This window comes from Asaia sp. Ae19-3 (assembly GCF_059801175.1).
Genome location: NZ_JBCHWF010000001.1, coordinates 462,610 through 489,300 on the forward strand (window position 1 = coordinate 462,610; position 26,691 = coordinate 489,300).

27 protein-coding genes are annotated in these 26,691 nt (G+C 59.1%); 18 read left to right on the forward strand and 9 right to left on the reverse strand.

Annotated features, from left to right (window positions below; genetic code table 11):
* Positions 1-125: 125 nt before the first annotated feature.
* Entirely contained in the window at positions 126-1,808 is a 1,683-nt protein-coding gene (gene aroB / locus AAID99_RS01935) for a 3-dehydroquinate synthase (RefSeq protein WP_498492966.1), read from the reverse strand.
* Between the two features lie 145 nt (positions 1,809-1,953).
* Here aroB and AAID99_RS01940 point away from each other — a divergent pair, with 145 nt between their 5' ends.
* From AAID99_RS01940 to AAID99_RS01950, 3 genes are read left to right on the forward strand one after another with little or no spacing between them, the layout of a single operon-like run.
* Positions 1,954-2,190: a hypothetical protein gene (locus AAID99_RS01940; protein ID WP_188425091.1), complete on the forward strand. Its 237-nt coding sequence runs from the start codon at positions 1,954-1,956 to the stop codon at positions 2,188-2,190.
* Between the two features lie 32 nt (positions 2,191-2,222).
* Positions 2,223-3,128: a tyrosine recombinase gene (locus AAID99_RS01945; protein ID WP_188425093.1), complete on the forward strand. Its 906-nt coding sequence runs from the start codon at positions 2,223-2,225 to the stop codon at positions 3,126-3,128.
* A gap of 45 nt (positions 3,129-3,173) precedes the next feature.
* On the forward strand, positions 3,174-4,130 hold the full coding sequence (locus AAID99_RS01950) for an acetyl-CoA carboxylase carboxyltransferase subunit alpha (protein ID WP_188425095.1): 957 nt from the start codon (positions 3,174-3,176) through the stop codon (positions 4,128-4,130).
* 78 nt (positions 4,131-4,208) lie between these two features.
* Here the strand turns inward: AAID99_RS01950 and AAID99_RS01955 are convergent, their stop codons facing one another.
* Positions 4,209-4,961, reverse strand: coding sequence for a competence/damage-inducible protein A (locus tag AAID99_RS01955; RefSeq protein ID WP_498492969.1), 753 nt, complete (start codon positions 4,959-4,961; stop codon positions 4,209-4,211).
* A gap of 105 nt (positions 4,962-5,066) precedes the next feature.
* Here AAID99_RS01955 and AAID99_RS01960 point away from each other — a divergent pair, with 105 nt between their 5' ends.
* Entirely contained in the window at positions 5,067-5,969 is a 903-nt protein-coding gene (locus AAID99_RS01960) for an SMP-30/gluconolactonase/LRE family protein (RefSeq protein WP_498492971.1), read from the forward strand.
* Here the strand turns inward: AAID99_RS01960 and AAID99_RS01965 are convergent.
* Together AAID99_RS01965 and AAID99_RS01970 are read right to left on the reverse strand one after the other, a co-directional pair.
* The gene (locus AAID99_RS01965) at positions 5,961-6,923 is read right to left on the reverse strand and encodes a bifunctional GNAT family N-acetyltransferase/(deoxy)nucleoside triphosphate pyrophosphohydrolase (RefSeq protein ID WP_498492973.1); all 963 of its coding nucleotides are present in this window, start codon (positions 6,921-6,923) and stop codon (positions 5,961-5,963) included. The two genes, AAID99_RS01960 and AAID99_RS01965, sit on opposite strands and share 9 nt — an antisense overlap.
* A gap of 8 nt (positions 6,924-6,931) precedes the next feature.
* Entirely contained in the window at positions 6,932-7,990 is a 1,059-nt protein-coding gene (locus AAID99_RS01970) for a Rieske 2Fe-2S domain-containing protein (RefSeq protein WP_371869820.1), read from the reverse strand.
* A 427-nt stretch (positions 7,991-8,417) separates the two neighbouring features.
* On the opposite strand from AAID99_RS01970, the gene AAID99_RS01975 reads away from it, so the two are divergent.
* Complete coding sequence (locus tag AAID99_RS01975) at positions 8,418-10,934, forward strand: TonB-dependent receptor plug domain-containing protein (protein WP_188425105.1); 2,517 nt, start codon at positions 8,418-8,420, stop codon at positions 10,932-10,934.
* A gap of 115 nt (positions 10,935-11,049) precedes the next feature.
* On the opposite strand, the gene AAID99_RS01980 is transcribed toward AAID99_RS01975, so the two are convergent.
* Positions 11,050-11,892: an ATP-binding protein gene (locus AAID99_RS01980; protein WP_188425106.1), complete on the reverse strand. Its 843-nt coding sequence runs from the start codon at positions 11,890-11,892 to the stop codon at positions 11,050-11,052.
* A 122-nt stretch (positions 11,893-12,014) separates the two neighbouring features.
* Here AAID99_RS01980 and yajC point away from each other — a divergent pair, with 122 nt between their 5' ends.
* Positions 12,015-12,329, forward strand: coding sequence for a preprotein translocase subunit YajC (yajC, locus tag AAID99_RS01985; RefSeq protein ID WP_188425107.1), 315 nt, complete (start codon positions 12,015-12,017; stop codon positions 12,327-12,329).
* A gap of 75 nt (positions 12,330-12,404) precedes the next feature.
* Here the strand turns inward: yajC and AAID99_RS01990 are convergent, their stop codons facing one another.
* The 4 genes from AAID99_RS01990 to AAID99_RS02005 form a co-directional block, all read right to left on the reverse strand.
* Positions 12,405-13,013 carry a superoxide dismutase gene (locus AAID99_RS01990; RefSeq protein WP_188425108.1) on the reverse strand — a complete coding sequence of 203 codons (609 nt, stop codon included), beginning with the start codon at positions 13,011-13,013 and terminating at the stop codon, positions 12,405-12,407.
* A gap of 108 nt (positions 13,014-13,121) precedes the next feature.
* Positions 13,122-14,012 (reverse strand): NAD(P)-dependent oxidoreductase, encoded by an 891-nt coding sequence (locus tag AAID99_RS01995; protein ID WP_188425109.1) that lies wholly within the window; start codon positions 14,010-14,012, stop codon positions 13,122-13,124.
* Between the two features lie 73 nt (positions 14,013-14,085).
* The gene (locus AAID99_RS02000) at positions 14,086-14,547 is read right to left on the reverse strand and encodes a hypothetical protein (RefSeq protein ID WP_498492977.1); all 462 of its coding nucleotides are present in this window, start codon (positions 14,545-14,547) and stop codon (positions 14,086-14,088) included.
* Between the two features lie 32 nt (positions 14,548-14,579).
* A complete protein-coding gene (locus AAID99_RS02005) occupies positions 14,580-15,185 on the reverse strand; it encodes a LabA-like NYN domain-containing protein (RefSeq protein ID WP_267310755.1) in 606 nt (201 codons plus the stop codon).
* A gap of 284 nt (positions 15,186-15,469) precedes the next feature.
* Here AAID99_RS02005 and rpoZ point away from each other — a divergent pair, with 284 nt between their 5' ends.
* The 12 genes from rpoZ (at position 15,470) to rseP (ending at position 26,499) form a co-directional block, all read left to right on the forward strand.
* Positions 15,470-15,868 carry a DNA-directed RNA polymerase subunit omega gene (rpoZ, locus tag AAID99_RS02010; protein ID WP_188425112.1) on the forward strand — a complete coding sequence of 133 codons (399 nt, stop codon included), beginning with the start codon at positions 15,470-15,472 and terminating at the stop codon, positions 15,866-15,868.
* 91 nt (positions 15,869-15,959) lie between these two features.
* Positions 15,960-18,215, forward strand: a complete 2,256-nt coding sequence (locus AAID99_RS02015) for a RelA/SpoT family protein (RefSeq protein ID WP_188425113.1) — start codon at positions 15,960-15,962, stop codon at positions 18,213-18,215.
* Positions 18,216-18,224: 9 nt separating this feature from the next.
* Entirely contained in the window at positions 18,225-18,635 is a 411-nt protein-coding gene (gene acpS / locus AAID99_RS02020) for a holo-ACP synthase (protein WP_188425114.1), read from the forward strand.
* Positions 18,636-18,678: 43 nt separating this feature from the next.
* Positions 18,679-19,473, forward strand: a complete 795-nt coding sequence (gene lepB, locus AAID99_RS02025) for a signal peptidase I (protein ID WP_188425115.1) — start codon at positions 18,679-18,681, stop codon at positions 19,471-19,473.
* 9 nt (positions 19,474-19,482) lie between these two features.
* A complete protein-coding gene (gene rnc, locus AAID99_RS02030) occupies positions 19,483-20,232 on the forward strand; it encodes a ribonuclease III (RefSeq protein WP_188425116.1) in 750 nt (249 codons plus the stop codon).
* On the forward strand, positions 20,229-21,119 hold the full coding sequence (gene era, locus AAID99_RS02035) for a GTPase Era (RefSeq protein ID WP_188425117.1): 891 nt from the start codon (positions 20,229-20,231) through the stop codon (positions 21,117-21,119). Before rnc ends, era begins: the two co-directional genes overlap by 4 nt.
* Before the next feature lie 87 nt (positions 21,120-21,206).
* Positions 21,207-21,935, forward strand: coding sequence for a UMP kinase (gene pyrH, locus AAID99_RS02040; RefSeq protein ID WP_188425118.1), 729 nt, complete (start codon positions 21,207-21,209; stop codon positions 21,933-21,935).
* 51 nt (positions 21,936-21,986) lie between these two features.
* Positions 21,987-22,553, forward strand: coding sequence for a ribosome recycling factor (gene frr / locus AAID99_RS02045; protein WP_188425119.1), 567 nt, complete (start codon positions 21,987-21,989; stop codon positions 22,551-22,553).
* Between the two features lie 87 nt (positions 22,554-22,640).
* On the forward strand, positions 22,641-23,330 hold the full coding sequence (gene uppS, locus AAID99_RS02050) for a polyprenyl diphosphate synthase (protein WP_188425395.1): 690 nt from the start codon (positions 22,641-22,643) through the stop codon (positions 23,328-23,330).
* Positions 23,324-24,199, forward strand: coding sequence for a phosphatidate cytidylyltransferase (locus tag AAID99_RS02055; RefSeq protein ID WP_371869821.1), 876 nt, complete (start codon positions 23,324-23,326; stop codon positions 24,197-24,199). Before uppS ends, AAID99_RS02055 begins: the two co-directional genes overlap by 7 nt.
* 19 nt (positions 24,200-24,218) lie before the next feature.
* Positions 24,219-25,421, forward strand: a complete 1,203-nt coding sequence (gene dxr / locus AAID99_RS02060) for a 1-deoxy-D-xylulose-5-phosphate reductoisomerase (protein WP_188425121.1) — start codon at positions 24,219-24,221, stop codon at positions 25,419-25,421.
* The gene (gene rseP / locus AAID99_RS02065) at positions 25,414-26,499 is read left to right on the forward strand and encodes an RIP metalloprotease RseP (protein ID WP_188425122.1); all 1,086 of its coding nucleotides are present in this window, start codon (positions 25,414-25,416) and stop codon (positions 26,497-26,499) included. The genes dxr and rseP overlap by 8 nt, the downstream gene beginning before the upstream one ends.
* Positions 26,500-26,691 lie beyond the last annotated feature (192 nt).

Below are 26,691 nucleotides of genomic sequence, written 5' to 3' on the forward strand. Positions count from 1 at the left end.
CGTCCGATTAACAATTTCTTATGCAGTGCCTCGTTCTAACGGGGTTTTTTCTGATTCGTGTCATCAACGGATCGTGAGGTGACTGACTGATTCGTAAGGAAAATCGCGAAACAGGTCCGGTTCCGTTACTCCCGGCATCCGGCTTGCACCAAAACGTCACGCACCGTGTCCATTTCAACATCGCGACTGGTAAATGCCTTGCCGATTCCGCGCACCAGCACGAATGACAGCCGTCCGTCCTGAACCTTTTTGTCACGTGCCATCGAAGCAATGAGTTCTTCCGCGCTTAGTGTCTCGTCGAGCCAGTCGAGGCCGGCGGGCATGCCCAGACCGCGCAGATGGGCATCCAGACGCTGCATGTCACTTTCCGGACAGTGACCAAGCGCCACTGAAAGAGCAGCGGCCAGGTGAAGGCCTATTGAAACCCCCTCACCATGAAGAAGGCGGCCGTCATACTTGTAATGGGCCTCAAGGGCATGGCCGAAAGAGTGGCCCAGATTGAGCAGGGCGCGTCCATCCTGGGCTGCAGTTTCTTTTTCGTCCTCCATGACGACACGCGCCTTGAAACTGCAGGCGCGCTGCACGGCCTCGGCAAGTGCTGCAGGGTCGCCATCCAAGATATCGGCCCCATGGGTCTCGCACCAGGCAAACAGTTCAGGGTCGGCAATAAGCCCGGCCTTGACGATTTCGGCATAGCCCGCGACCCGTTCGCGTCGTGAGAGGGTTGCCAGCGCAGAGCTGTCAGCCAGTACGATCTGTGGCTGATAGAAGGCGCCAACGAGATTTTTGCCTGCGCGAGCGTTTAGCCCCGTCTTGCCGCCAACGGAACTATCGACCTGCGACAGAAGGGTGGTCGGAATCTGGACGAAAGGGACACCGCGCAGAATGCTTGAAGCAACGAAACCGGAGAGATCGCCAACCACACCGCCGCCGAGGCCGATGACTGCCGTGCGGCGTTCCATGCCGTGGTCGAGAATGTCGTTGATGAGCTGCGCATAACGCGTGAGCGACTTCGATTCCTCACCCACTGGCACGACAAAGGATTTTGCCTCGATGCCGGTTTCGGCGAGCGCCGCCATCAATCGGGGAAGATGCAGCACGGCAACATTTTCGTCTGTCACCACAACAGCGCGCTTCTGCGGCAGAATCGGTGCCAGGTAAGCGCCCGCGCGGCTGATCAGATCCGACCCGATGAGCACTTCATAATGATGGGATTCCAGCGTGACGGGCACCTTGAGGGGATGCGCATAGGAATCAAGGGCTTCGATTATACGTTGGGCGCCGTGATCGACGCTGTCATCTCCACAATCCACGATGATATCGGCCTCTGCATAAATAGGGTGACGCTGTGCCTGAAGCGTCGCCAGAGTTGTCTCCACATTGCCCTTGTCGAGAAGGGGGCGCCCGGTGCGTCCTGAAACGCGCTTGACCAGAATGGGCAGGGGGCAGCGCAACCAGATCGAGCGGGCGTGTTTTTTAACGAGTCCACGCGTCTGGGCGTCAATGAAGGCGCCACCGCCCGTCGCCAGCACCTTGGGCGCACCTTGCAACAGGCGCTGGATCACCCGTCGCTCGCCATCGCGGAAAGCAGGTTCACCATGGCGCGCGAAAATTTCAGCAATCGTGCACCCCGCAGCCCGTTCGATTTCGTGATCGGCATCGACAAAATCGAGACCGAGTCGAGAGGCGAGGCGCCGACCGATTGTCGTCTTTCCTGCCCCCATCAACCCGACAAGAACAATAATTCCGTGCGAGGAGGCGGTCAGGGAGGAGACCGATCCCGGGACGGGATCAGGCAGGTCGGTCATCGTTCGGTTTCGATCAGAAAAAAGGTGGGGCGTGACATTCATGCAAGGCTAACATACAGGAAAGCCGCTCGCCACCGACCTGACCCTGTGTGGGTTGCGCGACGTGTCGAAAATCCCGTTTTCGCGCCTATGTTCAGGAGCCCTCATGTCTACGTTGAGCTTTCCGAGGATCGCCCTCGCCCTTCTCGTTCTGCTCGTTCTGGGTCTGGGCGGCGCCTTTCTGAAGCTGGGCATGAACCCGCCGCTGCCGGTTCAGACGATCGTGCATAAAGAGCTTCCAGGTACACAATTCGCGGTGACACAGACACAGGCGATGCCCCAGGCTGGCCAGCCGCTGCCTGCCATGCCCGAGCCGGTCGCCGCGCCGACGCTCCAGCACTGAAGCCCCGCTCTCATACGAAACGGGAGAGCGCCTTGCCGCCAGCGGCCGAGGCCTTTCTCGAAATGCTTCTCGCAGAGCGCAACGCCGCTTCGCGTACGCGTCAGGCCTATGCGGCGGATCTGGAAGATTTCGTGGCCTTTCTGCGTCATGCCTCACCGGGTGGCGCCCTTCTGAATGCCGATCGTGCGGCGATAGCGGCCTATGCGGCTGTGCAGGGCAAGGCGGGGCTTTCGTCCCGCACCACGGCGCGTCGGCTCTCCTGCCTCAGGCAGTTCTTTCGCTTTGCGTTGAGGGAGGGGTGGTGTGTTGTCGACCCCACCGAGACAGTCGCCATGCCACGGCACAAGAGTGCCTTGCCCAGATTGCTCTCGCAAAATCAGGTGACAGCCCTGATCGATCTGGGCTGCAACGGACATGACGATCCGAGGCGTGACCTTGTGAGCCGCGCCGCGCTTGAACTGCTCTATACAACCGGGCTGCGCATTTCCGAGCTACTCGGCTTGCCGGGGAGGGTGTTCATGCGCGACGCCCCCATGGTGCTGATCAGAGGCAAAGGGGGGCGTGAACGGCTCATTCCTGTGTCTCATGCGGCACGAGAGGCTGCGCTCGCCCTGCTGCATCACGACCGGGACATCGACAGCCCTTATCTCTTCCCCGGGCGAAACCCTTCAAAGCCCCTGACACGTCAGGGATTCGACAAGATTCTTCTGCAGGTTGCGCTCAGGGCTGGCATTGACCCCGATCTGGTCTCGCCGCATGTGCTCCGTCATTCCTTTGCGACCCATCTGCTCGAGCGCGGCGCCGATCTGCGGGCGCTGCAGATGCTGCTCGGTCATGCCGATATCGGCACGACCCAGATCTATACCCATGTGATGCAGGAACGGCTCAGGCAGGTGCTTACCCAGCATCATCCGCTCTCTGATGAGACGGTCTCGTGACGCAACGGATTGTTGTCGGGATGGAAGCCGTGCTATCGGCGGGTCATGCGTCAGTATCTCGATTTCGAAAAGCCGGTTGCCGAGCTTGAAAACAAGATTGCCGAACTTCGTCAGATGGCGAAGGACGGCGAAGGCATCAACATTGCCGACGAAATCGGCAAGCTCTCCGACAAGGCGGAAAAGCAGCTTCGGGCAGCTTATACCAAGCTGACGCCTTGGCAGAAGGTGATGGTCGCGCGTCATGCGCAGCGTCCTCGCGCCCTCGATTACTTTAAGGGGCTGCTTGAGGAATATACGCCGCTTGCCGGTGATCGCCTCGGCCATGACGATCAGGCCATCGTCGGCGGTCTGGCCCGTTTCCGCGGTCAGGCCGTGATGGTGATCGGCACCGAACGTGGCTTCGACATGGAGTCGCGCCTGCGTCACAATTTTGGCATGCCCAAGCCTGAAGGCTATCGCAAGGCACAGCGCCTTGTCGAAATGGCCGGACGTTTCGGGCTGCCGATTCTGACCTTTATCGACACGTCTGGCGCCTGGCCGGGTATCGATGCCGAAGAGCGCGGTCAGGCCCAGGCGATTGCCCGTTCGACCGATTGCTGTCTGCGTGCCCCTGTGCCGCTTATTGCCATCATCATCGGTGAAGGTGGTTCCGGCGGTGCTGTGGCTCTGGGCGCGGGCGATCGCGTGCTCATGCTCGAGCATTCGATCTATTCGGTCATTGCCCCTGAAGGTGCAGCGTCGATTCTCTGGCGCGACCCGAAGCAGGCTTCGACTGCTGCCGAGGCCCTCAAGCTGACGGCTCAGGATCTGCTGAAGCTGCGTCTTATCGACCGGATCATCCCCGAGCCGATCGGCGGTGCCCAGCGCTTCCCGGATGAGGCAATTGCGTCGGTGGGTGATGCTATCGGCGATATGCTTGGCGAGCTTCTGCCGTTTGAAAGCGAAAACCTGGTTGCCAAACGTCGCGAGAAGTTTCTCGCCATGGGGCGCGAGGCGCTCTAGGCGCGCGCGAGCGAAGCAATCCACGCATTAAGATAAAGCATACAGATGCCCGACCGAGAGGTCGGGCGTTTTGTCGTTTCAGGGGGCGGGTTCACCGGGGATCGGAGTGACGCCCAGCGATTCGATCAGCGCCTTGATACTCTCACCGGCGGCTTCGACTTTTTCCTTGTCATATCCCTTGGCCACAAGAGACACGCCCCTGCGCCCGTCGGGTCTTTCGAAAGGATAGGAGCCGAGATCGAGCTCGGGGAAATCGTGCTGTATGGCTTCCAGCCCCTCGGCCAGCGTCCCCTCGCGCAGATCGGCATGCCAGGCGACCGAGCAGAGCGGCGCGCCACCTTCTAGTGTGGGGAGCAACGCGGTGAACATCGATTGCATGATCGAGGGGACACCGGCCATGACATGAACATTGGCGATGCTGAAGCCCGGTGCGATCGACACCGTATTGCGTATCGGAACGGCCCCTCGTGGCAGCCACGCCATACGCTGGCGGGCCTTGTTGAATTTCTCCTGGCCGAGATAGGCCTCGAGTTCACGATAGCTTTCTTCATGGCATTCGAGCGGAACGCCGACGGCCTCAGCGACGCATCCGGCCGTGATGTCGTCATGGGTCGGGCCGATGCCCCCCGTCGTGAAGACGTGATCGAACTGGACGCGACAAGTCGCAACAGTTTCGACGATTTTTCTGGCTTTATCGGGGATGACGCGCACTTCCTCAAGGGCGATCCCGGCCTGAGCGAGGCCGGTTGCTATAAAGCGGATATTGGCGTCCTGCGTGCGGCCTGAGAGAATCTCGTTGCCGATAACCAGGAGGCAGGCGGTAGGAGTCATGACTGGGTCCCTCTGAGTGACGAGGAATGGAAACATCGACAACCATACAGTGTTGTTTTGCGTTAAACCTCGAGTAATCGATGACTTTTTCGCGGGAGAACAGAAATGGCCGAACCCAATGTCGAGGCTTGCGCGTCATGCGCTTACGACGTGCGTGCCGAACTCGGTGAAGGCCCCGTCTGGATCTCCGGCGAAAACGCCGTGTATTTCGTCGATATCAACGACTGTAAGGTGCATCGGTTCAGCCCGGCTCAGGGCGAGGCCTGTCATTGGGCAGCGCCGGGCAAGGTTGCGTTTCTCATGCCGGTTGATGATGGCAGCTTTCTCGCGGGGCTCCCGGACGGGCTCTATCGCTTCGACCTTACAGACGGAAGCTTTGTGAAAGCACTGGAGGTCGAGGCTGAATTGCCAGGCAATCGTCTGAACGATGGCTGCGTCGATCTGCACGGGCGAGGCTGGTTCGGGACGATGGATGATTCTGAAGAGGCGCCCTTAGGCTCGCTTTACAGCGTGACGCATGAGGTTGGCGGATTCGTGCTCAGAAAACACGATACGGGCTATGTGGTATCGAATGGCCCCACCGTCTCACCTGACGGCAAGCATCTCTACGCCTGCGATACGCCGAATGGCGTCATCTATCGCTTCGATATCACGGACGAGGGTGAGCTTGAGAACAAGCAGGTCTTCCTTCGTCTTCCCGAAGAGGAAGGTTATCCCGATGGCGTAGTGGCCGATTGCGAGGGGAATGTGTGGTGCTCGACATGGAGCGGAGGGCATGTGCGCTGTTTCACACCGGAAGGTGCAGAGCGTTTCTCCATCCGTATTCCCGCAGCCAATGTGACAAAGGTCTGTTTTGGTGGCGATGATCGCAAGACAGCTTATGTGACGACTGCCCGCAAGGATGTTTCAGAAGAGGCGCTTGCTGCCCAGCCGCAATCGGGCAGCCTTTTCACCTTCCGTTCTGACAAGGCGGGCTTGCCGCAGCATCGTATCGCCCTGTCAGCCTAGAATAAGTTCCTTGAGCAAAGGAATGAGTGGCCGGTCAGGAGCTGGCATCGGGTAGGCATCAAGCTGGTCTGCGGTAACCCAGGCCAGCGCCTGTCCTTCTTTGCCGACGGGCTGGCCACGCCAGCGTCGGCACACGTAGAGTGGCATAAGGAGATGGCGCGAGCCAATATTCTCCGAGACAAAGGTGAAAGGCGCAAGGCAGCCAGACGCGATGTCGATGCCGAGTTCTTCATGCATTTCACGAATCAGCGCCTGTTCCGGTGCCTCATGCGGCTCGACCTTTCCGCCGGGAAACTCCCAGAGCCCCGCAAGGGGTTTGCCCGGTGGGCGTTGCGCCAGAAGGATGCGACCTTCGCCGTCTATCAGGACGCCAGCAACGACAAGCAGAATGCGTGAGGCAGCTTTATCGGTCCGGGTAGTATCCATACTGGTGTCGCGTTCCCTGCAATAGGTCAGTACGGGATATGGATCCGGGCCCCGTGAAAGAAATGGCACACGCGTCGTGCCAGAGCGCTGGAAATCCATTTTTTCCAGCAAGGCGATTGATGCCAGATTGTCGTCAGCGACATCCGCTAGGATACGGGAGATGGGCAGGGTCTCGAAGGCCCATTCCACAACCGGGCGCACGCAGGCTGTTGCGACGCCTTTCTGCCAATAGGGGCGCCCGACCCAGTAGCCGATCTTGGCGCCCTGATTGGGATGGCCAAGAGAGAGGCCGATGCAGCCAATCAGCATTTCGCCCTCGCAGATCGCGAAATGCCAAGCTGTGCCCGCTGTCTGGCGATCAATCGTGCTTAGAATCCATTGATCGGCCAACTCCCTCGGGTAGGGAAAAGGGAGGTGGCTGAGCATGCGCACCACGCTCCAGTCATTGACCAGACGATGCACCGCTGCACCGTCACCAGTGCAGAGGGGGCGAAGCGTATAGGGGGCGACGTCGAGCGAAAGACTCATTCGGAGCGTCACTCCGCTGCTGCGCTGTCCGGCTGGATGCCCGCGCGCCGCAGAAGGTCGCGCAGTGCATTGATGACCGGAAAGACTTCCTGATTGCGGTCACCGCCCAGTTCGCGCCAGGCATTCTGTTCGAGTTCCACAATTTCGCGGTCTTCGGCGAAGATGCGGTTCGTGAAGCCGACCAGAAGCGGCCAGGCAAGTTCGAGCGCTCCCTTCAGCTTCGGGCGACGAATCGAGAGCAGGCCGAATACGCGGCAGGTGAGGTGATCCTCATCCTGGGGCACGTAGACGATCCAGAGATCCATGACCGGCGGCTCGTCTTCGGTGCGGATATGCAGTGTCTGGTAGGGGTAGACGGTCCGGATGGTCATGACATCGCGGTGGGCGAATTTGGCACTCGCATCACGACGCTCGCCGAAGATCAGCGCCTCACCCCAGGGTTGCTTGCCGCCAACACGCGCAAAGCTGTAGCGCGCCTCAACCATGCGGGGTTCGTTTTCGCCGCCCAGATAGCGGGGCTTCATCTTGCCCATCTGCTTCGAGTGCATGAACTGATGATTCATATCCATCAGATTCTCATGCATGAAGCTGTAATGGCATTTCACCTTCTCGCCGAAGCGCCGTGTCTTGTAAGCCGGATCGGCCACTGAACCGAGCTTGGGGAAGGGGGTGGTCTCTGCTTTTTCGGCATCGCCGGGGAAGACGAAAATCAGCCCCTCGACTTCACGGCAGGGATAGGTGCGCACGCCATTGGGCAGTTTGCCCTTGCCGAGATAGGGCACGTCGATGCAGCGTCCCGAGCGGCCATAGGCCCAGCCATGATAGCAGCACTGCACGGCCTCGCCTTCGACGCGACCCTTGCTGAGTGGCACCTGACGGTGGGCGCAGCGATCTTCAAGCGCGAAAACACTGCCTTCCTGCGGGCGGACGAGGGCAATGGGCTGACCCGCAAAGCGGGTGGCGATGGTCTTGCCCTTCTTGAGTTCATGTGACCAGGCGACAGGGTACCAGTAATTCGGATCGCATTTGACCCGCCTCAGATCGACCGTGTCCTTGCCAAGGCGCATGGCGTCCGAACAGCGTTGTTCGGCCAGTTTGTGGGGGGCGGTGTCGAGAGTAAGGCTTTCCGTCATGGGTATTCCTGTCGTGACCTCCTCCTGACCGGTGACTTCAGAAGGACATGCCCTCGAAAGTCTGGGTCCTGAGATTGAGCATGATGATGCGCAGCCAGACACTAGCAGGCTTGTCGTATAGGGGAACAGCGCCTTTCTGGCGCAGGTCGTGCGAGGGTAAGTTTCATGCGTGCGTCGAGATTCGAGAGAAAGAATCTTGCGTTTTCGAGGCGTTTTGCGCTGGCCTTGTGCAACAAACTGTGTTTTTTTTGTCGCATTCAATCCGATACCGAAAGAAAAATCCTTTCCGCTGTTGTAACGATTTTTCATTACTGCATAGACTGTCTCCTGTTGAAGTTCCCATGGAGAGACAGCTCGAACGATGTTCACAAAACGAAGAATACTTGCGGCAGCGACCCTTCTCTCCTTTCCTTTCGGGTTCACCTATGCTCAGGCTGCCACCCAGCCAGCTGCACAGACCGCGCCCAAAGCGAAAAAAGCCGCCTCTGTCCATAGCAGGACGTCGATCGGCTCGACGCAGGCGCTTGCCTCCGTCCCTAAAATCCGCACGCGCAAGGCCCGCGATGCGAGCGGCGACAGCGGTGAATCTGTCATTGTGACCGGCACGCACGCCTTCAATCGCAAGGCGCGTGACAGCGCGGTGCCGGTAACAGTCGTTTCATCGGCGACCCTGCGTCGTTCCGGTCAGCTCAATCTTGCAGACGCCATCACCCGCGTTGATCCGTCCATCACGGTTACGGCCAATGGTGCCGATGCCGGTGCGTTGACCTCAGCCATCCGTATGCGTGGTCTCAACCCGAACGAAGTGCTGGTGCTCGTCGACGGCAAGCGTCGTAACACGACTGCCAATATCTATGCCGATAACGGTCCGCAGCAGGGCTCGACGCCCGTCGATCTGAACATGATCCCGGCAGGGGCCATCGATCACATCGAAATCCTGCGTGATGGCGCGGCCGCGCTTTATGGCTCGGATGCCATTGCGGGCGTCGTGAACATCATCACCAAGAAGACCAGTCATGGCATCAATACTGTCGCCCAGACCGGCGCCAATGCCTATAATGGCGATGGCTGGCAGTATCTGATTGGCGCCGATGGCGGCCTTAAATGGGGTAATGACGGCTTCGTCCATCTGAGTGGTCAGGTCTATCACACCGATCACTGGGTCTCGAATCTCAAAAGCACCAACGATCATCGCTGGACCCCGACCTCAAGCTGGCCCGCAAACTCCAACAAGATCCTCTCCAACCCCGAGGAAACCCGCGAAAACCTCTCCATCGAATGGGGTAAGGGCATCACCGAGGGCATCGAGACCTATGGTCTGATCACCTATGCCCATCGTCACTCCGAGGCCTACGAGAACTACCGTACCCCCACCGTCGCACCGAGCGCCTTTCCTTACGGGTTCTCGCCGCTCGAGACCATTGAAGAGAATGATTTTCAGGCGAATCTCGGCATCAAGGGCGATAATCTTTTCGGCTTCAGCTGGGATCTGAGCACGCTCTACGGTCAGGATGACGACGATATCGGGAACAAGAACACCTTCAACCCGAATTACTACAAGGCGTATGGCTTCTCGCCTACCACCGTGCGCGCGCAGAGCTATTCACTTGCGCAGTGGACCAGCAATTTTGACGCGCGACGCAATTTCCGCATTGCCGATGTCGTGCCGATGACGTTGGCATTTGGTGCGGAGCATCGTCTGGAGATGTACAAGATCAAGGCGGGCGAGCCGGCTTCGTATGAGCTGGGCGGTACGCAGGGCTTCGCCGGTCTGACACCTCAGAACGCGGGCCAGTGGCAGCGTAATATCTGGGCAGGCTATCTGGATGGCGATTTCCACCCACTGCCGCATTGGGATCTCGATTTCGCCGGACGCTTCGAGCACTACACCGATATGGGTAACACCGAAAACGGCAAGGTTACGACGCGCTATGACATCACCAGCAAGCTGGCGATCCGAGGCACGATCAGCAACGGTTTCCGTGCGCCGACCATGCCCGAGCAATATTACTCGGCGCTTAACGTGTCGCCGACCGGTGCTTCGGGGCTGCTCCAGACGGTTGGCGCTGCTGGCAAGACCATTGGTGCGCAACGTCTGAAGCCTGAGAGATCGACCAGCGCTGAAGGTGGCATCATCGCCGAGCCGCTTAAGGACTGGCACGTCTCGGTTGACGTCTATCAGATCAACATCCGTGACAGAATCATTGGCTCGGCGACAGTCAATGGTCAGCAGGCGCTTGATGCTATCGCTCTAACGGGCGTGAACCTGCCGAGCGGGATTGAACTGGACAACGTGACCGCCAATTACTTCGCAAACGTGGCCAGCACGCGTACGCAGGGTCTCGACCTGCAATCCGATTACCTGTTGCATCTGCATCGCTTTGGCACGCTCAACCTGAGCGCAATGCTCAACCTTAATCGGACCCGCATCAGCCATATCAACACCAATGCGTTTGGCGACCCCGCGGCCAATGCGCAGACGGTGGGCTACCTCACCACGGGTTCACCGCGCAGCAAGCTGATCCTGAATGCGTACTGGACATATCACCAGTGGGATGTGAACCTGCGTCAGACCCGCTATGGCGAGACGAAGTCGCTGCTCACCTATGAAGATCTGGCGCCGACTGCAATCAAGTATTCCAACACCGAATGGGCCGAGTTCAAGAATACCCCGGCATGGCTGACCGATCTTGAAGTGGGGTATCGCTTCACCGAACATTGGCACTTCGCTATTGGTGCCAACAACATCTTCAACCAGCGTCCGCGTCACGTGAATCCGATCACCAACTATCTGGGACCGAAGATCTACGACACCGATTCCTCCGGTATTCCGATCTACGGCGCCTATTACTACGGTCGCCTGAACGCGACCTTCTGATCCGTGCCTGACATGCGGGGCCCACTGACCGGACCCCGTATGACGCTATCGTTTCAGAATACTTTTCCAGGCCTGACTGACATTTTGTCAGTCAGGTTTTTTTGTCTGCCATGCTTCAGCCGAGCGTCGCACTCAAATGATCAATGAACTGGGCGGCGACACGCCCCGAGCGACCACCGCGCTCCATGGCCCATTCGAGCGCATGACGGTGCAGGGTCTCTTTCGAGATTTCCAGCTTGCGGTGCGTCGCATAGCCATCGACGATGGCCAGATAGGTTTCCTGGTTGCAGCCATGAACGCCGATCCAGAGGCCGAAGCGGTCTGAGAGCGAGACCTTCTCTTCGACCGCTTCCTGAGGATTGATGGCGCTGCCGCTCTCGTTTTCCACCATGTCGCGCGGCATCAGATGGCGACGGTTCGACGTGGCGTAGAACAGCACATTCTCCGGTCGGCCCATGATGCCGCCATCGAGCACCGATTTGAGCGATTTATAGTCTGCATCCTGTGTCTCAAAGGAGAGATCGTCACAGAACACGATGCAGCGTCTTGGCTGGGCACGCAGGATATCGAGAAGGCGGGGCAGGGTGGAGAGGTCGTCGCGCTGTATTTCGATCAGCACGAGAGCATGAGGAAGATCGCGATTGGCCTCGGCAAAGCAGGCCTTGACCAATGAGGATTTCCCCATTCCGCGCGCGCCCCAGAGCATGACATTATTGCCGCTGCGACCTTGGGCGAAATGACGTGTGTTTTCCAGCACGAGGCGCGTCTGGCGGTCTATGCCGCGCAGCAGGGACAGATCGACGCCCTGAACGCGGGCTACGGCGCGCAGTGTCGCAGAGCTTCCCTGCCACATGAAGGCATCGCTGTCTTCGAGTGTTGCCGGGCTGGCCGGAGCGGGTGAGAGGCGCTCGAGCGCACTGGCAATGCGTTCGAGTTTTTCGATCAGAACGGCGTCCATGGGTATGTCCCTTGCTCCGTGGCTATGCTTGACGAGCGGGCGCGACCTATTATGGTCCGGGCCAATCGGGCTGGCTTTCGGGCGCGTCCGTTCCCTGACCTATCGACATATGGAAGAAACGCATGCTCGCCAACAGCGGGATTATCTCACTCCTCCCGATGATCCTCGTGTTCGTCGTGTTCTATTTTGTGCTCATTCGCCCGCAGCAGGCGCGCCAGAAGGAGCTCAAGGCCCAGCTCAACGCGCTGCGTCGTGGTGATCGTATCGTGACCAGTGGTGGTATCATCGGCACGGTACAGCTCGCACGCGAAGGAACCAAGGAAGTCGAAGTCGAGATCGCTCCCGGCGTGAAGGTCCAGCTGATGCGTGAAAACGTGTCGCAGGTGCTGACCAGCTCTGCCAAGCCTGCCAATGACGGCGCCAAGCCCGCCAAGTAAATCCGGCTTGAAAACTGGACATAAAAAAACCGGCTCCCGTGAGGAAGCCGGTTTTTTTGTTCGACCTGACAGTGATCAGGCAGAGAGCAGCTCTGCTTCGGCAAACTCGTAGTTGGCGAGCTTGTCGAGATAGTTCGTGATGTAGTCCGGACGACGGTTGCGGAAGTCCAGGTAATAGGCGTGTTCCCACACATCCAGACCCAGAAGGGCGCGACCCTGGCCCTCTGCCAGCGGGTTGGAGCCATTGGCGGTCTTGGTCACGGCGAGCTTGCCATCGGTGCCCAGAACCAGCCATGCCCAGCCCGAACCGAACTGCGAGATAGCTGCCTGCTTGAAGGCGGCCTTGAAGGCATCGAGACCACCGAGATCGGAGTCGATCTTGGCAGCGAGCTTTGAAGGCACCTGACCGCCATTCGGGGCAAGGTTCTTCCAGAACAGGATATGATTCCAGTGCTGGCCAGCATTGTTGAAAACGGGCGCCTGGGCAGCGTCGCCCTTAACGGCGAAAATGATTTCCTCAAGGCTCTTGCCCTGAAGCTCCGGCTTGGCTTCGACAAAGCCATTCAGCGCCGTGACATAGGCCTGATGATGCTTGCCGTGGTGCAGCTCGAGAGTTTCCTGGCACATGCCCGAAGCGGCGAGCGCGCTGGTCTGGTAGGGAAGGGACGGCAGTTCGAAAGCCATGGTGCGTCTCCTGGACTATCATGGTGAGGACAAAGCGGAGCTGCTTGGTCTTCCAAGGCAGCTATGGTGCCGGACGGGTTTCGTCAACCCGTCGGCCTTTTTGTGAGCTCAGGCTTTTTCTGACGGCTCCGGCGAATGGACGACGCTCTTTTCAATGGCAGAGAGCAGCGCAGAATAATCATCATTCGCGTGGCGCTTGTTGGCGAGGGCAAGGGCCTGATCAGCGATGGCAATGGCCGGGCAGAAGCTATGGGTGCTGCGTGCTGCGGAAATGAGCAATCCCATATCCTTGGACATCAGGCGCGTCGGAAACTGCGCGCTGAAATCACCACGTTCGGCATAAGCGAGCTTGCGCTTGTGATGCGGGGAAATTACCGCCACCTGACCGAGGGCTTCGTAGAGCATAGAGCGATCGAGTCCGCTCGACAGGCCATAGCCGACAGCTTCTGCAATGACGTTGAGTGTGGCACCCATGATGCCGTTGATCACGAGCTTCAGGCGCGTTCCGGCCCCGACGGGACCTGCATGGATGCTGAGCTTGCCGATGGCGCTGAGCACAGGGCGCGCGGCTTCTAGGTCGTCATGTGACGCCCCCACCAGCATGACGAGTTCGCCTTTTTCGGCCTCGGGTGTGCTGCCCGACATGGGCGCATCGACAAAACGCAGCCCCTTTGCGTTGGCGAGATCGTGAAGCTTCTCCGTGGCCTCGGGCGAGATCGTGCTCGTATTGATGATGATGGTACCGGCTCGGGCTCCGGCCAGAAACCCTTCCGCACCTTCGGCAGAGGCGAAGACAGCAGAATCATTGGGTACGCAGAGAACCAGAATGTCGGACAGCGCGGCGAGCGCAGAGGCCGTTTTCACGACGGGGGTGTCAGCATCCTGCTGTTTACCCGACGGTGTGTAGGCACTGACGCCATAGCCGGCTTTTCTGAGATTTTGCCCCATGAGTGCGCCCATGGCGCCATAGCCTACAAAGCCGATCGTCTGTTGAGTCATTCCTGTTACATCCTCTATGCGCATGATGTACCTGATTAAAGCACTGGCATGACACCGGTTGCGCTCCCGATGCCTAGCTTGTCCGATCTGCAGTAAGGGCCGGAACTGTCCGGGTGAGAAGTGGTGCTATGGTCTCAATATGCCTGCCGCAACTGGCGTGGAAGTTCGCCAGGGCCAATCCGTCGGGTAGGGCGGTGATCTGGCCGGGGCGGAAAGGCACCCGGGCCCAGCCCATGCCGTAAGCATCGATTGTCGACAGATGGGCCGCGACCCCGAAGGTGATGACCAGCTTAAGGTTGGTGAGTATGCCGAGCAGTTCGGCCAGAACAGCGACATTTGTCGGCTGCATGGGGGAGGGATCTGCGTGGTGCAGATCTGTCCCGCCCAGATGGTGGAAGGCCAAGCTCGCCCCTATCGTCTCGGGTATCTCGTCATGCAGGCGCTCTTCAACCGCCAGGCGCTGATCGGCTGCGAAGGGCGCGAGACTGACAATAAGGATGCAGGCATCCTGGGAGGGAGAAAATTTTCTGGCCATGTCGAGAAGGTCATCAAGCCTCTGTCATCGTATCAGTCGTCGAGATCGTCATCAGAGACGATATCGGCCGGATGTCTGACGGGTGCCGAGCGTGTCCGGACCGGAGCGTCTCCCTGGCGTCGGGTGAATTCGCCCGCGATATCGGCCAGTTCGATGAACTGATCGACCTGGCGGCGCAGATCGTCGCCGATAAGAGAGGGAGAAGAGCGCAGCGAGGATACGGCTGTTACCCTTACGCCGCGTCTCTGTATTGCCTCGACGGCGCGTCGCAGATCGGCATCTCCGCTGAAGATAATGGCATGGTCGATGCGGTCAGCCAGTTCCAGCAGGTCGACGGCAAGCTCGACATCCATGTTACCCTTGAGACGGCGCCGCCCGGACTGATCAGTGAATTCGCGCGCATTTTTGGTGACAAGCATGAAGCCATTATAAGCAAGCCAGTCGGTGAGCGGCTTGAGCGGCGAATACTCTTCAGTCTCTGGTATTGCGGCGTAATAGTGGGCGCGCAAGAGTTTTGTATTGCTTTTAAAATACCGTAGGAGCCTTCTGTAATCTACTTCGAAGCCGATGGTCTTCGCGGTATAATAGAGGCTCGAACCATCTATAAATACGGCAGTTCTCTCGTTTTTATCGAGCATCTCTTACCCATTTCAGAAAAACTGCAACACTTTACGATGTCGCAGCAGGAATAATCTCAAACTGTGGTTTAACGAATTCTGAATTCAGAATATAGTGATATCATTGCTTTATAGCCATTTCTCATCATATTGCTGCGTTCATTGCATTTGTGATGCTGCTTCAGCCCGCTCGCAGCAGCGATATCTGGGATAGTGCTGGTACGAAGGAATGTTTGCCCGGGGAGGGCATTTGTGCTAGCCGATCCAATTCTCGTGGATTTGCGGATATTGGTTGGGAAGAGTCTATGGCACGCGTAACCGTTGAAGATTGCATCGAAAAGGTTCCGAACCGCTTCGACCTCGTTCTCCTTGCTGCCCAGCGCGCCCGCGGCCTCTCGCGCGGTGAGGAAATGACCCTTGATCGCGATAACGACAAGAATCCCGTCGTTGCCCTGCGCGAGATTGCTGAAGAAAAGGTCAATCTGAGCGCGCTCAAGGACGGTATCGTTCGTTCTCTCGCCCGCGCTCCCGAGCCCGAGCCTGTTGACGAAGAAGTCATGGATCTTATCCCGACCGATCAGAATATCTTCGGTCTGCAGGACGTCTCCACCGAAGAAGAACACGCCCACATGGCTGAAACGATGTCTCCTGCCGAGCTCGAGGCTTCCTTCGAGGCGGAATTTGGAGGACGCGGTCGCCGCTAATCTCTTGCGATGCCGGACCTTTTTGTGGTCCGGTATTGTCTCCGGGTCTGATGGGGCCCGGATGTGATCAGGATTGGGAGAGAGTACCGGCATGTCTGACACCCTTCTCCCCGGCGCCGAAATGGCAGCTTCGGTCCCCTCGATCTCCGGTCTCTTGCGCCGCATTGCAGGCTATGACCCCCATGCGGATCTAGCCCGCGTCGAAGAAGCCTATGCCGTCGCCGAAAAGGCGCATCGCGAGCAAAAGCGCGATAATGGCGAGCCCTACATCATCCATCCGATTGCAGTGGCCAATATCCTTGCGGGTTTCCGCATGGATGTGCCTTCGATCATGGTGGGGCTGCTGCATGATACGGTCGAAGATACCGGCATCACCCAAGCTTTTCTGAAAGAGCGCTTCGGCGAGACGGTCGCAAGCCTTGTTGATGGCGTGACCAAGCTGACGAGGCTTGAGCTTCAGTCAGATCGCACCAAGCAGGCCGAGAATTTCCGCAAGCTTGTTCTGGCAATGTCACGCGACATCCGCGTGCTGATCGTCAAGCTGGCCGACCGTCTCCACAACATGCGCACGCTGCATTATGTCCAGCGGCAGGACCGCCGCTTGCGTATCGCGCGCGAGACCATGGACATCTACGCGCCGCTTGCCGAGCGCATCGGTATGGACCGGGTCAAGACGGAACTGCAGAATCTCTCCTTTGAGCAACTCGAGCCCGAAGCCGACGCCACGATCAGGGCACGTCTGAACTTTCTGCGTGGCCATGGCGCCGATATCATCGAGCAGATCCGTACCGAGCTGAAAGAGCTTTGTGCAGAAGTCGGCCTTGAGCATGTCGATGTGACAGGGCGTGAGAAATCGCCTTTTTCGATCTGGGCGAAAATGCAAAAGCGCAATGTCGCTTTTGAGCAGCTTTCCGACATCATGGCATTTCGCGTGATCGTGCCGACACGTGATGCCTGCTATGCCGCCCTGGGTGCCATTCATGGCGCCTATCCCATGATTGCCGGGCGGTTCAAGGATTACATCTCGACGCCCAAGGCGAACGGATATCAGAGCCTCCATACCGGGGTCACGCTTCGTCAGCCGCGCAATCAGAAGATCGAAGTCCAGATCCGCACCGCTGATATGCATGACTTCGCCGAAAACGGTGTGGCCGCTCACTGGGCGTACAAGGAACGTGACGCTGCGCAGGCCTCGAACAGCGAAGTTGCAGCGCTGGGACTCAACAAGCTGCGCTGGGTGCAGGATCTTCTCGAAATTCTCGAGGATTCCGAGGCGCCGGACGAGTTTCTCGAGAACACGAAGCTCGAGCTTTATCAGGACCAGGTTTTCTGCTTCACCCCCAAGGGGCAGCTCATTTCCCTGCCACGCCGCGCGACGCCGGTCGATTTTGCCTATGCTGTGCATAGCCAGGTCGGTGATGCCTGCGTGGGGGCGAAGATCAATGGTCGCCTGATGCCGCTGCGGCATGAATTGCAGAACGGCGATCAGGTCGAGATCATGACCGCGCGTGGTGGCACGCCGTCGGCCTCGTGGGAACGCTTTGTCGTTACTGGCAAGGCGCGCGCGCGTATTCGCCGCTATGTTGCCTTGCAACAGCGCCAGGTCAATCTCGACACGGGGCGGACTGCCCTGGCCAAGGCTTTCCGTCAGGAAGGTGCCGATGGCAGCGAAAAAGTGCTCGAGACCCTGCTGCGCGATCTGCGCCAGCCTAGCATCGAGGATCTATACGTTGCCGTTGGTACGGGGCAGATCGGCCCCCGTGACGTCGTCAATGCGGCTTACCCCGAGTTGCGTCAGACCCATCGTGCGCCGCGCATGGTGCCGGGCCTGTCGGGTCGCCTCGGCGGCGGTCTGGGTACGCCCGCGCGCTACGGGGCAAAGAGCGGTTCGATCATCAATGGCGTTGGCTCGGGCATCGCGACACATTTCGCCGGGTGCTGTCACCCGCTGCCGGGCGACCCCATTGTCGGGATCATCGCGCAGGGCAAGGGCGTGACCATCCATCAGCGTCATTGCCAGAATCTCAGTGCGTTCTCGTCTACGCCTGAGCGGTTCCTCGAGGTCGACTGGGACTACGAGGCCCTGGCGCAGGGCGAACGTGGCGCACCGCATATCGGACGTGTGAGTGTCATCGCCGCCAATGAATCCTCTGTGCTGACAACCCTCACCAACACGGCCTCGAAGCATAATGGCAGCGTGGTCAATCTGCGCATTCTCAACCGGCAGCTCGATTTCATGGAAATCCTCGTCGATCTGGAAGTGCGCGATGTGCGGCATCTTTCTGCAATGATCGCCGCGCTGCGTTCAGCGCAGGGGGTCATGCAGGTCGAGCGTACGAAGAACTGACCTGACCTCATGATACGCGGTATTGGCACGGATCTTTGCGACATGCGGCGTATTGCCCGCGCGCTGGAGCGTTCGGGAGATCGCTTTCTGGAGCGCAGCTTTACACCTGCCGAGATCGCCTATGCCAATACACGCAAGGGCGACGGGCGTCTGGGCATTCTGGCCAAACGCTGGGCAGCCAAGGAAGCCTGCGCAAAGGCTCTCGGGACCGGATTTCGTGATGGTCTGCACTTTACCGATATCGAGGTGCGCAACGATCCGCTCGGCAAGCCGCTGCTGCATCTTACCGGCAAGGCAGCTGACTGCCTGAATGCGATGGCCCTGCCGGGCGAGCGTGCCGATATTCAGGTGAGTCTCAGTGACGAGACCCCTTATGCAATTGCCTATGTGATCGTGCAGTCAGTCTCGCAGCATTTGTGATAGGCTGTCGCCAAATCCCCCATATCTGCGCTAAGAACCGGAAATGACCGAAATGAATCCGGAGGCTTCGCCCTCCAAGCGAAAAGAAGACACCCCTCTGGAAATCGTTCGCTTCGTCGCGATCTGGATCATCGTGTTGATGGTGATACGAACGGTGCTGGTCGAGCCCTTCAATATTCCGAGCGCGTCGATGATTCCGACCCTTCAGGTCGGTGACTATATTATCGTTACGAAGTTCGATTATGGCTGGTCACGTTTTTCGATGCCGTTCTCGCCGCATCTTTTCGATGGCCGTATCTGGGGTACGACACCGCATCGCGGCGATGTGGCGGTGTTTCGCTACACCCAGAACAATTCGATCGACTATATCAAGCGCATTATCGGTCTGCCTGGCGATCACATTCAGATGCGCGCGGGTGAGCTTTATCTGAACGGCACTCTGGTGCCGCGCCAGTCGCTTGGTCCCTATTCGGTCATGGATGAAAATCGCATGCCCCAGACGGGCATACGCTATCTCGAATCCCTGCCCGGCAGCGGTGGCGCGGCGACCGTGACCCATCAGATCCTGAAGCAGACCGATGAGGGTGAGCAGAACGATACCCGCGAATATGTCGTGCCCGAGGGATATTTCTTCGCGATGGGCGACAATCGGGACAATAGCGGCGACAGCCGCTTCCAGCGCGATAACGGGCAGGATCTTGGGTACGTGCCGATGGTCAATCTCGTCGGAAAGGCGCGTTTCGTGTTTTTCTCTTATGAGGCCGTGCATCCGCTCTGGCAGTTCTGGCAATGGCCGTTCGAGATACGGTGGAGCCATCTTTTTGCGACCATGCATTGAGGCTCTGTCATGACGGGTCATGACGACACTCTCGACGCGTTGCAGAAGGCTCTCGGTCATCGCTTTGCTGATCAAGGCCTGCTGCGTCAGGCCCTGACCCACCGCTCTGCCGTATCGTCGCGACAGGGACGGCGCGCGCCTCGCGGCGGAACCAAGCCGGTCGACGCCATTTCGAATGAGCGGCTCGAATTTATGGGTGACCGCGTTCTCGGGTTGCTTATGGCCGAGTGGCTGCTTGAGCAATTCCCCAATGAGCCCGAAGGGGCACTGGGGCCGCGTCATGCGTCTCTCGTGTCCCGTAACGCGCTGGCTCCTATTGCCGAGAGTATCGGTGTGGCCGGGGCGTTGCGCATTGCCGAACACGAGGAGCAGGCCAATATCCGCAGCCTTGCCAATGTGCAGGCCGACGCGATGGAGGCCCTGCTGGGCGCCATCTATCTTGATGGCGGGCTCGAACCCGCACGCCGTCTCGTGCGCGAAAAATGGAAAGATCTGCTCCTGTCGCAGATAACCCCGCCCAAGGACCCAAAGACGGCCTTGCAGGAATTTGTGCTTGCGCGCGGCTCCGCCTTGCCGGAATACGAGACCCTGTCGATGGAAGGCCCATCGCATGCGCCGCGCTTTACCGTTGCGGTTTCTGCTATGGGTGAGGCAGGTGAGGGTGTTGCAGGAAGCAAACGCCAGGCCGAGAGCGAAGCGGCGACAGCCCTCCTCCGGCGATTGAACCGTAGCCGTAAAGGCACGAAGGATAAGAAATGACGACACGTTGTGGTTTCGTCGCCCTTGTGGGGGCACCGAATGCCGGAAAATCAACCCTGATCAACCGCATGACCGGCACGAAGCTGTCGATCGTGAGCCCGAAGGCGCAGACAACGCGCTTCAGGGTTCTCGGTATTTTGATGCGCCAGACAACGCAGATTCTGCTTGTCGACACACCTGGCATTTTCAAGCCAAGGCGCAAGCTGGATCGTGCGATGGTCGCCGCAGCCTGGACCGGCTCACAGGACGCCGATATTTCGCTCCTGCTGATCGATGCGAAGGCGGGTATTCGCGAAGAATCGCAGGCTGTCATTGAGACCCTCGCCAAGCAGAAGCGCCGCGTCTGGCTGGTGCTGAACAAGACCGACCTGATTGGTGCCCAGCAGCTTCTGCCTCTCACCAAGGCCATCACAGATCAGCTGGCGGTTGAGCATGTCTTCATGCTCAGTGCACGATCCGGCGATGGTGTGGACGATCTGCTTGACCATCTGGCGGCAGAACTGCCCGAGGGGCCCTATCTCTATCCTGAAGATGATCTGACTGATCTGCCCGACCGTCTGCTGGCGGCCGAACTGGTGCGTGAACAGATCTTCATGCAGACGCATGAGGAAATTCCCTATCAGGCAACGGTCGAGACCGAGAGCTTCAAGGAGCGGCCCGACGGCTCAGTGCGTATCGATGCAACGATCTACGTGTCGCGTCCGGGGCACAAGGCCATTCTCATTGGCGAGGGCGGTCGCAAGATTCGCAGCATCGGCGAGCGGGCGCGTCTTGATCTGGGGCGTCTACTTGAAAGGCCCTGCCATCTTTTCCTCAACGTGCGCGAGCGCGCCGGCTGGGATGAGGAAAAGGCCAGACTGCGGGCTATCGGTCTGGATGACGCCTGAGAAGTTCTTGTGAGGACAGGCCGCGCCCTATAAGAGGGGCGCGGGTTGTAAAATGGCCTTCATAAGGCTGCAACGAAAGAGGATGCGATGACCGAAACTCCTGCACGCTACAAGCGCGTTCTTCTCAAGGTTTCGGGCGAGGCCCTCATGGGCAAGGGCTCTTTCGGCATCGAGCCGCAGATCGTCGAAGAGATCGCGAATGATGTTGCCCTGGTCTCGCGTAGTGGCGTGCAGGTCTGTCTTGTTATCGGCGGCGGCAATATCTTCCGCGGTGTCGCAGCGGCGGCCAAGGGCATGGATCGTGCCCAGGGCGACTATGCCGGCATGCTGGCGACGGTCATCAATGCATTGATGATGCAGAACGCGCTCGAAAAAGCCGGGATCGATACGCGCGTCATGTCGGCCATTCAGATGTCCTCGATCGCCGAGCCCTATATCCGTCGTCGTGCCGTGCGCCATATGGAAAAGGGGCGCGTGGTCATCTTTGCAGCCGGAACCGGCAATCCGTTCTTCACAACAGACACGGCGGCAGCGTTGCGTGCCAACGAGATGGAATGCGACGTCTTGCTCAAGGGCACCCAGGTCGATGGCGTCTATTCTGCCGATCCGCGCCGCGTGCCCGATGCCGAGCGCTATGATGAACTGTCCTATATGGATGTGCTCTCGCGCGATCTGAGCGTGATGGATGCGACGGCCATTTCGCTCGCTCGCGAGAATCGTCTGCCAATTATCGTATTCAATATTCATGCACCGGGAGCCTTTGCCAGCGTGATGCGCGGCGAAGGGCGTTTCACCCGGATTATCGAAACGGCTTGAACTGGGCGCCATCAGACGCCCCCCTTTTGAATATCCGTAAAGGAGAGAACAATGCCTGCTGAGCTGAACGACCTGCTCGAAGATCTGACCCGCCGTATGGATGGCGCCATGGAAAGCCTGCGCCGCGACCTGTCCGGTCTGCGTTCGGGCCGTGCGAGCCCGAACCTGCTCGAGCCGGTTCGTGTCGAGGCCTATGGCAGCGATGTGCCGCTGTCTCAGGTCGGGTCGATTGCGGTTCCCGAAGCCCGTATGCTGACGGTGTCGGTCTGGGATCGCGGGCTCGTTGGTGCCGTTGAGCGCGCCATTCGTGATTCCGGTCTGGGCCTCAACCCTGCGGCAGACGGGCAGACGGTACGTGTGCCGATTCCCCAGCTGACCGAAGAGCGTCGTAATGAGCTGGCGCGCGCTGCCGGTCGTTATGCCGAGAACGGCAAGATCGCCGTGCGTAACGTGCGCCGCGATGGCATGGATCAGATCAAGACCCATGAGAAAAAAAGCGAAATCAGCCAGGATGACATGAAGGTCTGGTCCGATGGCGTGCAGAAGCTGACGGATCAATACGTCAAGAAGGTCGATGACATGCTCGCGGACAAGGAACGCGAAATCAAGCAAGTCTGACCAGGCGCCGTGTCCTCCTCACGCACCCTTCCTGCCGCAGCAGCGGACCCTGCGCCCGGCATTGTGCCGCGTCACGTTGCTGTCATCATGGATGGCAACGGGCGCTGGGCACGCGCACGTGGCAAGCCGGTGATGGCTGGCCATCGTGCTGGGGCTGAAGCCGTCAAACGTTGCGTGAAGGCCGCCATCCTCTCGGGTGTACGCTATCTGACGCTTTACGCGTTTTCTTCCGAGAACTGGCAGCGGACGACAGAAGAGGTCTCTGACCTGACCTCCCTGCTGAGGTTCTATCTGCGCCATAAGGTTGCCGAGTTGCATGAGCAGAATGTCCGGCTCGAATTCATCGGCGATCTGTCCCGGTTCGATGCCGGGCTGCGGGCGGAGATTGAGCGCGCCAGAAATCTTACCGCCCGCAATGGGCGCCTGACACTCATTCTGGCGCTTTCCTACGGCGCCCGGCATGACATGCTTGCTGCGGCGCAGCGTCTTGCGCTGGCCTCGGTCCGGGGGGAAATCGATCCCGCATCGCTTACAGAGCAGGATTTCAGGGATCACCTGCAGACATCGACCTTTCCTGACCCAGATCTCATTGTGCGCACCAGTGGCGAGCGGCGCCTCTCCAATTTTCTGCTCTGGGAATCGGCCTACGCCGAATTGTCTTTTCTCGACGTGATGTGGCCGGATTTTGATGAGACCCATTTCGCAGCGCTTTTGACCGATTTCGCTGGACGTGAGCGCCGGTTCGGCAGGCGTCTGCAGCCGGATCCCGTATTGTGACATCCAGCAGCGCCAATCCGCGCTGGTCCGATCTGCGCCTGCGCCTGATTTCCGCAAGCGTGATCGTTCCTGTTGCGCTTTTGTGTATCTGGGCAGGCGGCAGCGCCTATCGCCTCATGATCCTGCTCGTGAGTATCGGCCTCGTCTATGAGGGCGCGGCAATGGCCGGGCTGAGCTGGCAGAAAGGTGCGCGCAATTGGCGAGGCGCTCTGCTTCTGCTCTGGCCGCCCCTTGGATTGCTGCTAGCCATGAAGGGCGAGTGGCGCGCCGCTCTTGGGCTAGCGCTCTCTGCCGCGATTTTCGGCGCTGCCCAATGGGCGTGCGTTGCTGTTGCCAGTCTTGGCGGGTTGTCTCTGCTGTGGTTGCGTGAGCAGCCCGGTACGGGTGCCCTGCCCGTACTCTTTATCATTCTTGTCGTGATTGCCAGCGATAGCGGGGCCTACATGGCCGGGCGCATTATCGGTGGGCCAAAACTGGCCCCGAGCATTTCGCCAGGCAAGACACGCTCCGGCGCGGCAGGCGGGCTTGTGGCGGCAGGGCTGGCAGGGCTGGCAGTTGCCGGTTGCTCGGGGCAGGGCGGTCTTGCTGGCGGGGCAGTCTGGGGAATGATCCTTGGCTGCGCTGCGCAATGCGGCGATCTTGCCGAGAGCGCTGCCAAGCGTCGTGTCGGCATCAAGGATTCCGGCTGGCTCATTCCCGGCCATGGGGGGCTTCTGGACCGCTTTGACGGGCTTCTAGCGGCGGCACCTTTGGCCGCTCTGGTTTCTCTTGCCGTGCCAGGGCAGGTTTTCTGGACCGCTCTTCCAGTCGATATCCTGGGCGCCCTTCTGCATCCGTTCTTTCCGTCTTTCTCTGCTTTCTCGCATTGATCTGGAGTATCCTGAGATCATGACCTCCTCACCGCGCAGCGTTACCGTTCTGGGTAGCACCGGCAGCATCGGCTGCTCTACAATCGATCTTCTGCTGGCCGAGCCGGAGCGTTTTCAGGTTCGTGCGCTTGTGGGTGGCCGCAATGTGGCCCTGCTCGCAGAGCAGGCCCGTGCCCTTCATGCAGAAATCGCGGTGATTAATGACGAGACGCTGCTCGATGATCTGCGTGGCAGATTGCAGGGGAGCGGCGTGAAAGTTGCAGCCGGGCGTCAGGCGGTCATCGAAGCCGCAGCCATGGAAGCTGACTGGACGATGGCCGCCATAACCGGAGCAGCCGGGCTGGAGCCCACCCTGGCCGCGACCCGCAATGGTCATTCCATCGCCCTGGCGAACAAGGAGGCTCTGGTCAGCGCGGGTGATGTCATGCTGCGCGAGGTTGCTACGGCGAAGGCGACCCTGCTTCCGGTTGATTCCGAGCATAACGCTATCTTCCAGAGCCTGACGGGCAGCCCGATCGAGAGCATCGAGAAAATCATTCTCACGGCATCGGGCGGTCCATTCCGTTGCGCGTCACTTGAGACCATGCGTGAGGCAACACCGGAACACGCACTCAAGCATCCGACATGGAGCATGGGCGCCAAGATCACCATCGATTCGGCCTCCATGGCCAATAAAGGACTTGAGGTCATCGAGGCCGCGCGTATTTTCGGTTTGAGCAACGAGCAGATCGACGTGCTGGTGCATCCGCAATCTGCGGTGCATGGTCTGGTGCAGTTCCGCGATGGCAGTCTGATCGCCCAGCTCGGCGCGCCTGATATGCGCGTGCCGATCGCCAATACGCTGGCATGGCCGGATCGCATGCAGACCAATGCCCCGCGTCTGGACCTCGCAGCACTCGCGCGCCTCGATTTCGAAGCGCCCGACGAGGTTCGGTTCCCCGCGCTGCGTCTGGCGCGTGAGGCACTCGTCGCAGGATCTGCCTCGCCGACAATTTTCTCGGCAGCCAATGAGATTGCTGTCGAGGCGTTTCTGAACCGTCGTATCGGCTTTCTGGGCATTGGCGATACCATTGCCTATGCCATGGAGACGCTTGGCGCGCCGAAGCTCGATACGCTTGACGATGTGCTGCATTGGGATGCGGAAGCGCGTCGCGTTGCAGAAATCTTTGTTTCGCGTGAGCGCAGCAACTCTCTCAATAGCGCGGTGTCTCTCCATGCATGAGTTTGCGGTAACGATTCTGGCCTTCGCCTTGATTCTGGGTGTGCTCGTTTTCGTGCATGAAATGGGTCACTATCTTGCGGCACGCTGGCGTGGTGTGAAGGTGGACACTTTTTCCATCGGTTTCGGCCCGGCGCTTTACCGCTGGCGCGATCGTACCGGCACGGAGTGGCGTATCTCGGCCATCCCTCTTGGGGGCTTCGTCAAGCCGCATGGTTTCGAGGACCCTGAAGACGCCACGCCCGAGCAGAAAGCGGCCTGGGTTCCGGGGCAGACCTTTCATGACAAGCCTGTCGGCTCCCGCATGCTGGTCATTGTCATGGGACCGGTTTTCAATTTCATCTTCGCGATCCTGCTCTTTACCGTGCTGTATGTCTCGGTAGGCAAGCCGGAACTCAAGAACGAGATCGCGCAGGTTGTGCCGCATAGCGCTGCCGAACGCGCCGGGCTGCAGAAGGGCGATATCATCACGCGTCTTGGTACGCTCGATGTGTTCAATTTCGCCGACATCCAGGCACACGCCGTTGCCATGCCTGGCGTGCAGACCACTCTGGGCATCACGCGCGGTGACCAGAAACTGAACGTACCGATCACGCTCGATCGTGTTCCGGGCAAGAAGGGCGCCGCCGATACTGGCAGCATTGGCGTCTTCGCTGAGCTCGTTCCAGGCAAGCCAATGTCTTTTGGCAAGGCCGTGGGGGCGGGGCTGCAGGAAACCTGGCATGTCTCGGTGCAGACATTGCAGGGCGTATGGCAGATCCTCTCCGGCCATCGTAGCCCGAAGGAGCTTGGAGGCACGATCCGTATCGCCCAGCTCTCAGGGCAGGTCGCCCATTACGGCTTTGCCAGCATCCTGTCTTTCATGGCGCTGCTTTCGATCAATCTCGGCCTGATCAATCTCTTTCCGATTCCATTGCTCGATGGCGGCAGATTGATGTTTTACGTGGCGGAAGCTGTGCGTGGAAAGCCGGTGTCACGCCGCGTTCAGGAAGTCAGCTATCAGGCTGGTTTTGCGATTATTGCGGCGTTGTTCCTGTTTTCGACATTCAACGATCTGTCGAATCTGGGCCTCTTCCATTAGGATAAGTCAAGCGCTATGCGAACTGACACAGAGTGTTACGACACTTCATGTGGTGGGGTGCTTGCCTCGCAGGGCATAAGTCGGATACGTCCGATTTGAACAAACGCGGTCGACGGTTCCGGCTTCGTTGCGTAAAGTTAAATTGTCTGAAATAAACCTTCACGCTGGGTTGATGAAGTTAAGGAACGTCCG

Excerpts from the sequence above, each read along its gene's own strand:
- aroB (WP_498492966.1), bottom strand. The coding sequence starts at position 1,808 with ATGACCGACCTGCCTGATCCCGTCCCGGGATCGGTCTCCTCCCTGACC.
- AAID99_RS01940 (WP_188425091.1), top strand. The coding sequence starts at position 1,954 with ATGTCTACGTTGAGCTTTCCGAGGATCGCCCTCGCCCTTCTCGTTCTG.
- AAID99_RS01950 (WP_188425095.1), top strand. The coding sequence starts at position 3,174 with ATGCGTCAGTATCTCGATTTCGAAAAGCCGGTTGCCGAGCTTGAAAAC.
- AAID99_RS01955 (WP_498492969.1), bottom strand. The coding sequence starts at position 4,961 with ATGACTCCTACCGCCTGCCTCCTGGTTATCGGCAACGAGATTCTCTCA.
- AAID99_RS01960 (WP_498492971.1), top strand. The coding sequence starts at position 5,067 with ATGGCCGAACCCAATGTCGAGGCTTGCGCGTCATGCGCTTACGACGTG.
- AAID99_RS01965 (WP_498492973.1), bottom strand. The coding sequence starts at position 6,923 with ATGAGTCTTTCGCTCGACGTCGCCCCCTATACGCTTCGCCCCCTCTGC.
- AAID99_RS01970 (WP_371869820.1), bottom strand. The coding sequence starts at position 7,990 with ATGCGCCTTGGCAAGGACACGGTCGATCTGAGGCGGGTCAAATGCGAT.
- AAID99_RS01975 (WP_188425105.1), top strand. The coding sequence starts at position 8,418 with ATGTTCACAAAACGAAGAATACTTGCGGCAGCGACCCTTCTCTCCTTT.
- AAID99_RS01980 (WP_188425106.1), bottom strand. The coding sequence starts at position 11,892 with ATGGACGCCGTTCTGATCGAAAAACTCGAACGCATTGCCAGTGCGCTC.
- yajC (WP_188425107.1), top strand. The coding sequence starts at position 12,015 with ATGCTCGCCAACAGCGGGATTATCTCACTCCTCCCGATGATCCTCGTG.
- AAID99_RS01990 (WP_188425108.1), bottom strand. The coding sequence starts at position 13,013 with ATGGCTTTCGAACTGCCGTCCCTTCCCTACCAGACCAGCGCGCTCGCC.
- AAID99_RS01995 (WP_188425109.1), bottom strand. The coding sequence starts at position 14,012 with ATGACTCAACAGACGATCGGCTTTGTAGGCTATGGCGCCATGGGCGCA.
- AAID99_RS02000 (WP_498492977.1), bottom strand. The coding sequence starts at position 14,547 with ATGGCCAGAAAATTTTCTCCCTCCCAGGATGCCTGCATCCTTATTGTC.
- AAID99_RS02005 (WP_267310755.1), bottom strand. The coding sequence starts at position 15,185 with ATGCTCGATAAAAACGAGAGAACTGCCGTATTTATAGATGGTTCGAGC.
- rpoZ (WP_188425112.1), top strand. The coding sequence starts at position 15,470 with ATGGCACGCGTAACCGTTGAAGATTGCATCGAAAAGGTTCCGAACCGC.
- AAID99_RS02015 (WP_188425113.1), top strand. The coding sequence starts at position 15,960 with ATGTCTGACACCCTTCTCCCCGGCGCCGAAATGGCAGCTTCGGTCCCC.
- acpS (WP_188425114.1), top strand. The coding sequence starts at position 18,225 with ATGATACGCGGTATTGGCACGGATCTTTGCGACATGCGGCGTATTGCC.
- lepB (WP_188425115.1), top strand. The coding sequence starts at position 18,679 with ATGACCGAAATGAATCCGGAGGCTTCGCCCTCCAAGCGAAAAGAAGAC.
- rnc (WP_188425116.1), top strand. The coding sequence starts at position 19,483 with ATGACGGGTCATGACGACACTCTCGACGCGTTGCAGAAGGCTCTCGGT.
- era (WP_188425117.1), top strand. The coding sequence starts at position 20,229 with ATGACGACACGTTGTGGTTTCGTCGCCCTTGTGGGGGCACCGAATGCC.
- pyrH (WP_188425118.1), top strand. The coding sequence starts at position 21,207 with ATGACCGAAACTCCTGCACGCTACAAGCGCGTTCTTCTCAAGGTTTCG.
- frr (WP_188425119.1), top strand. The coding sequence starts at position 21,987 with ATGCCTGCTGAGCTGAACGACCTGCTCGAAGATCTGACCCGCCGTATG.
- uppS (WP_188425395.1), top strand. The coding sequence starts at position 22,641 with ATGGATGGCAACGGGCGCTGGGCACGCGCACGTGGCAAGCCGGTGATG.
- dxr (WP_188425121.1), top strand. The coding sequence starts at position 24,219 with ATGACCTCCTCACCGCGCAGCGTTACCGTTCTGGGTAGCACCGGCAGC.
- rseP (WP_188425122.1), top strand. The coding sequence starts at position 25,414 with ATGCATGAGTTTGCGGTAACGATTCTGGCCTTCGCCTTGATTCTGGGT.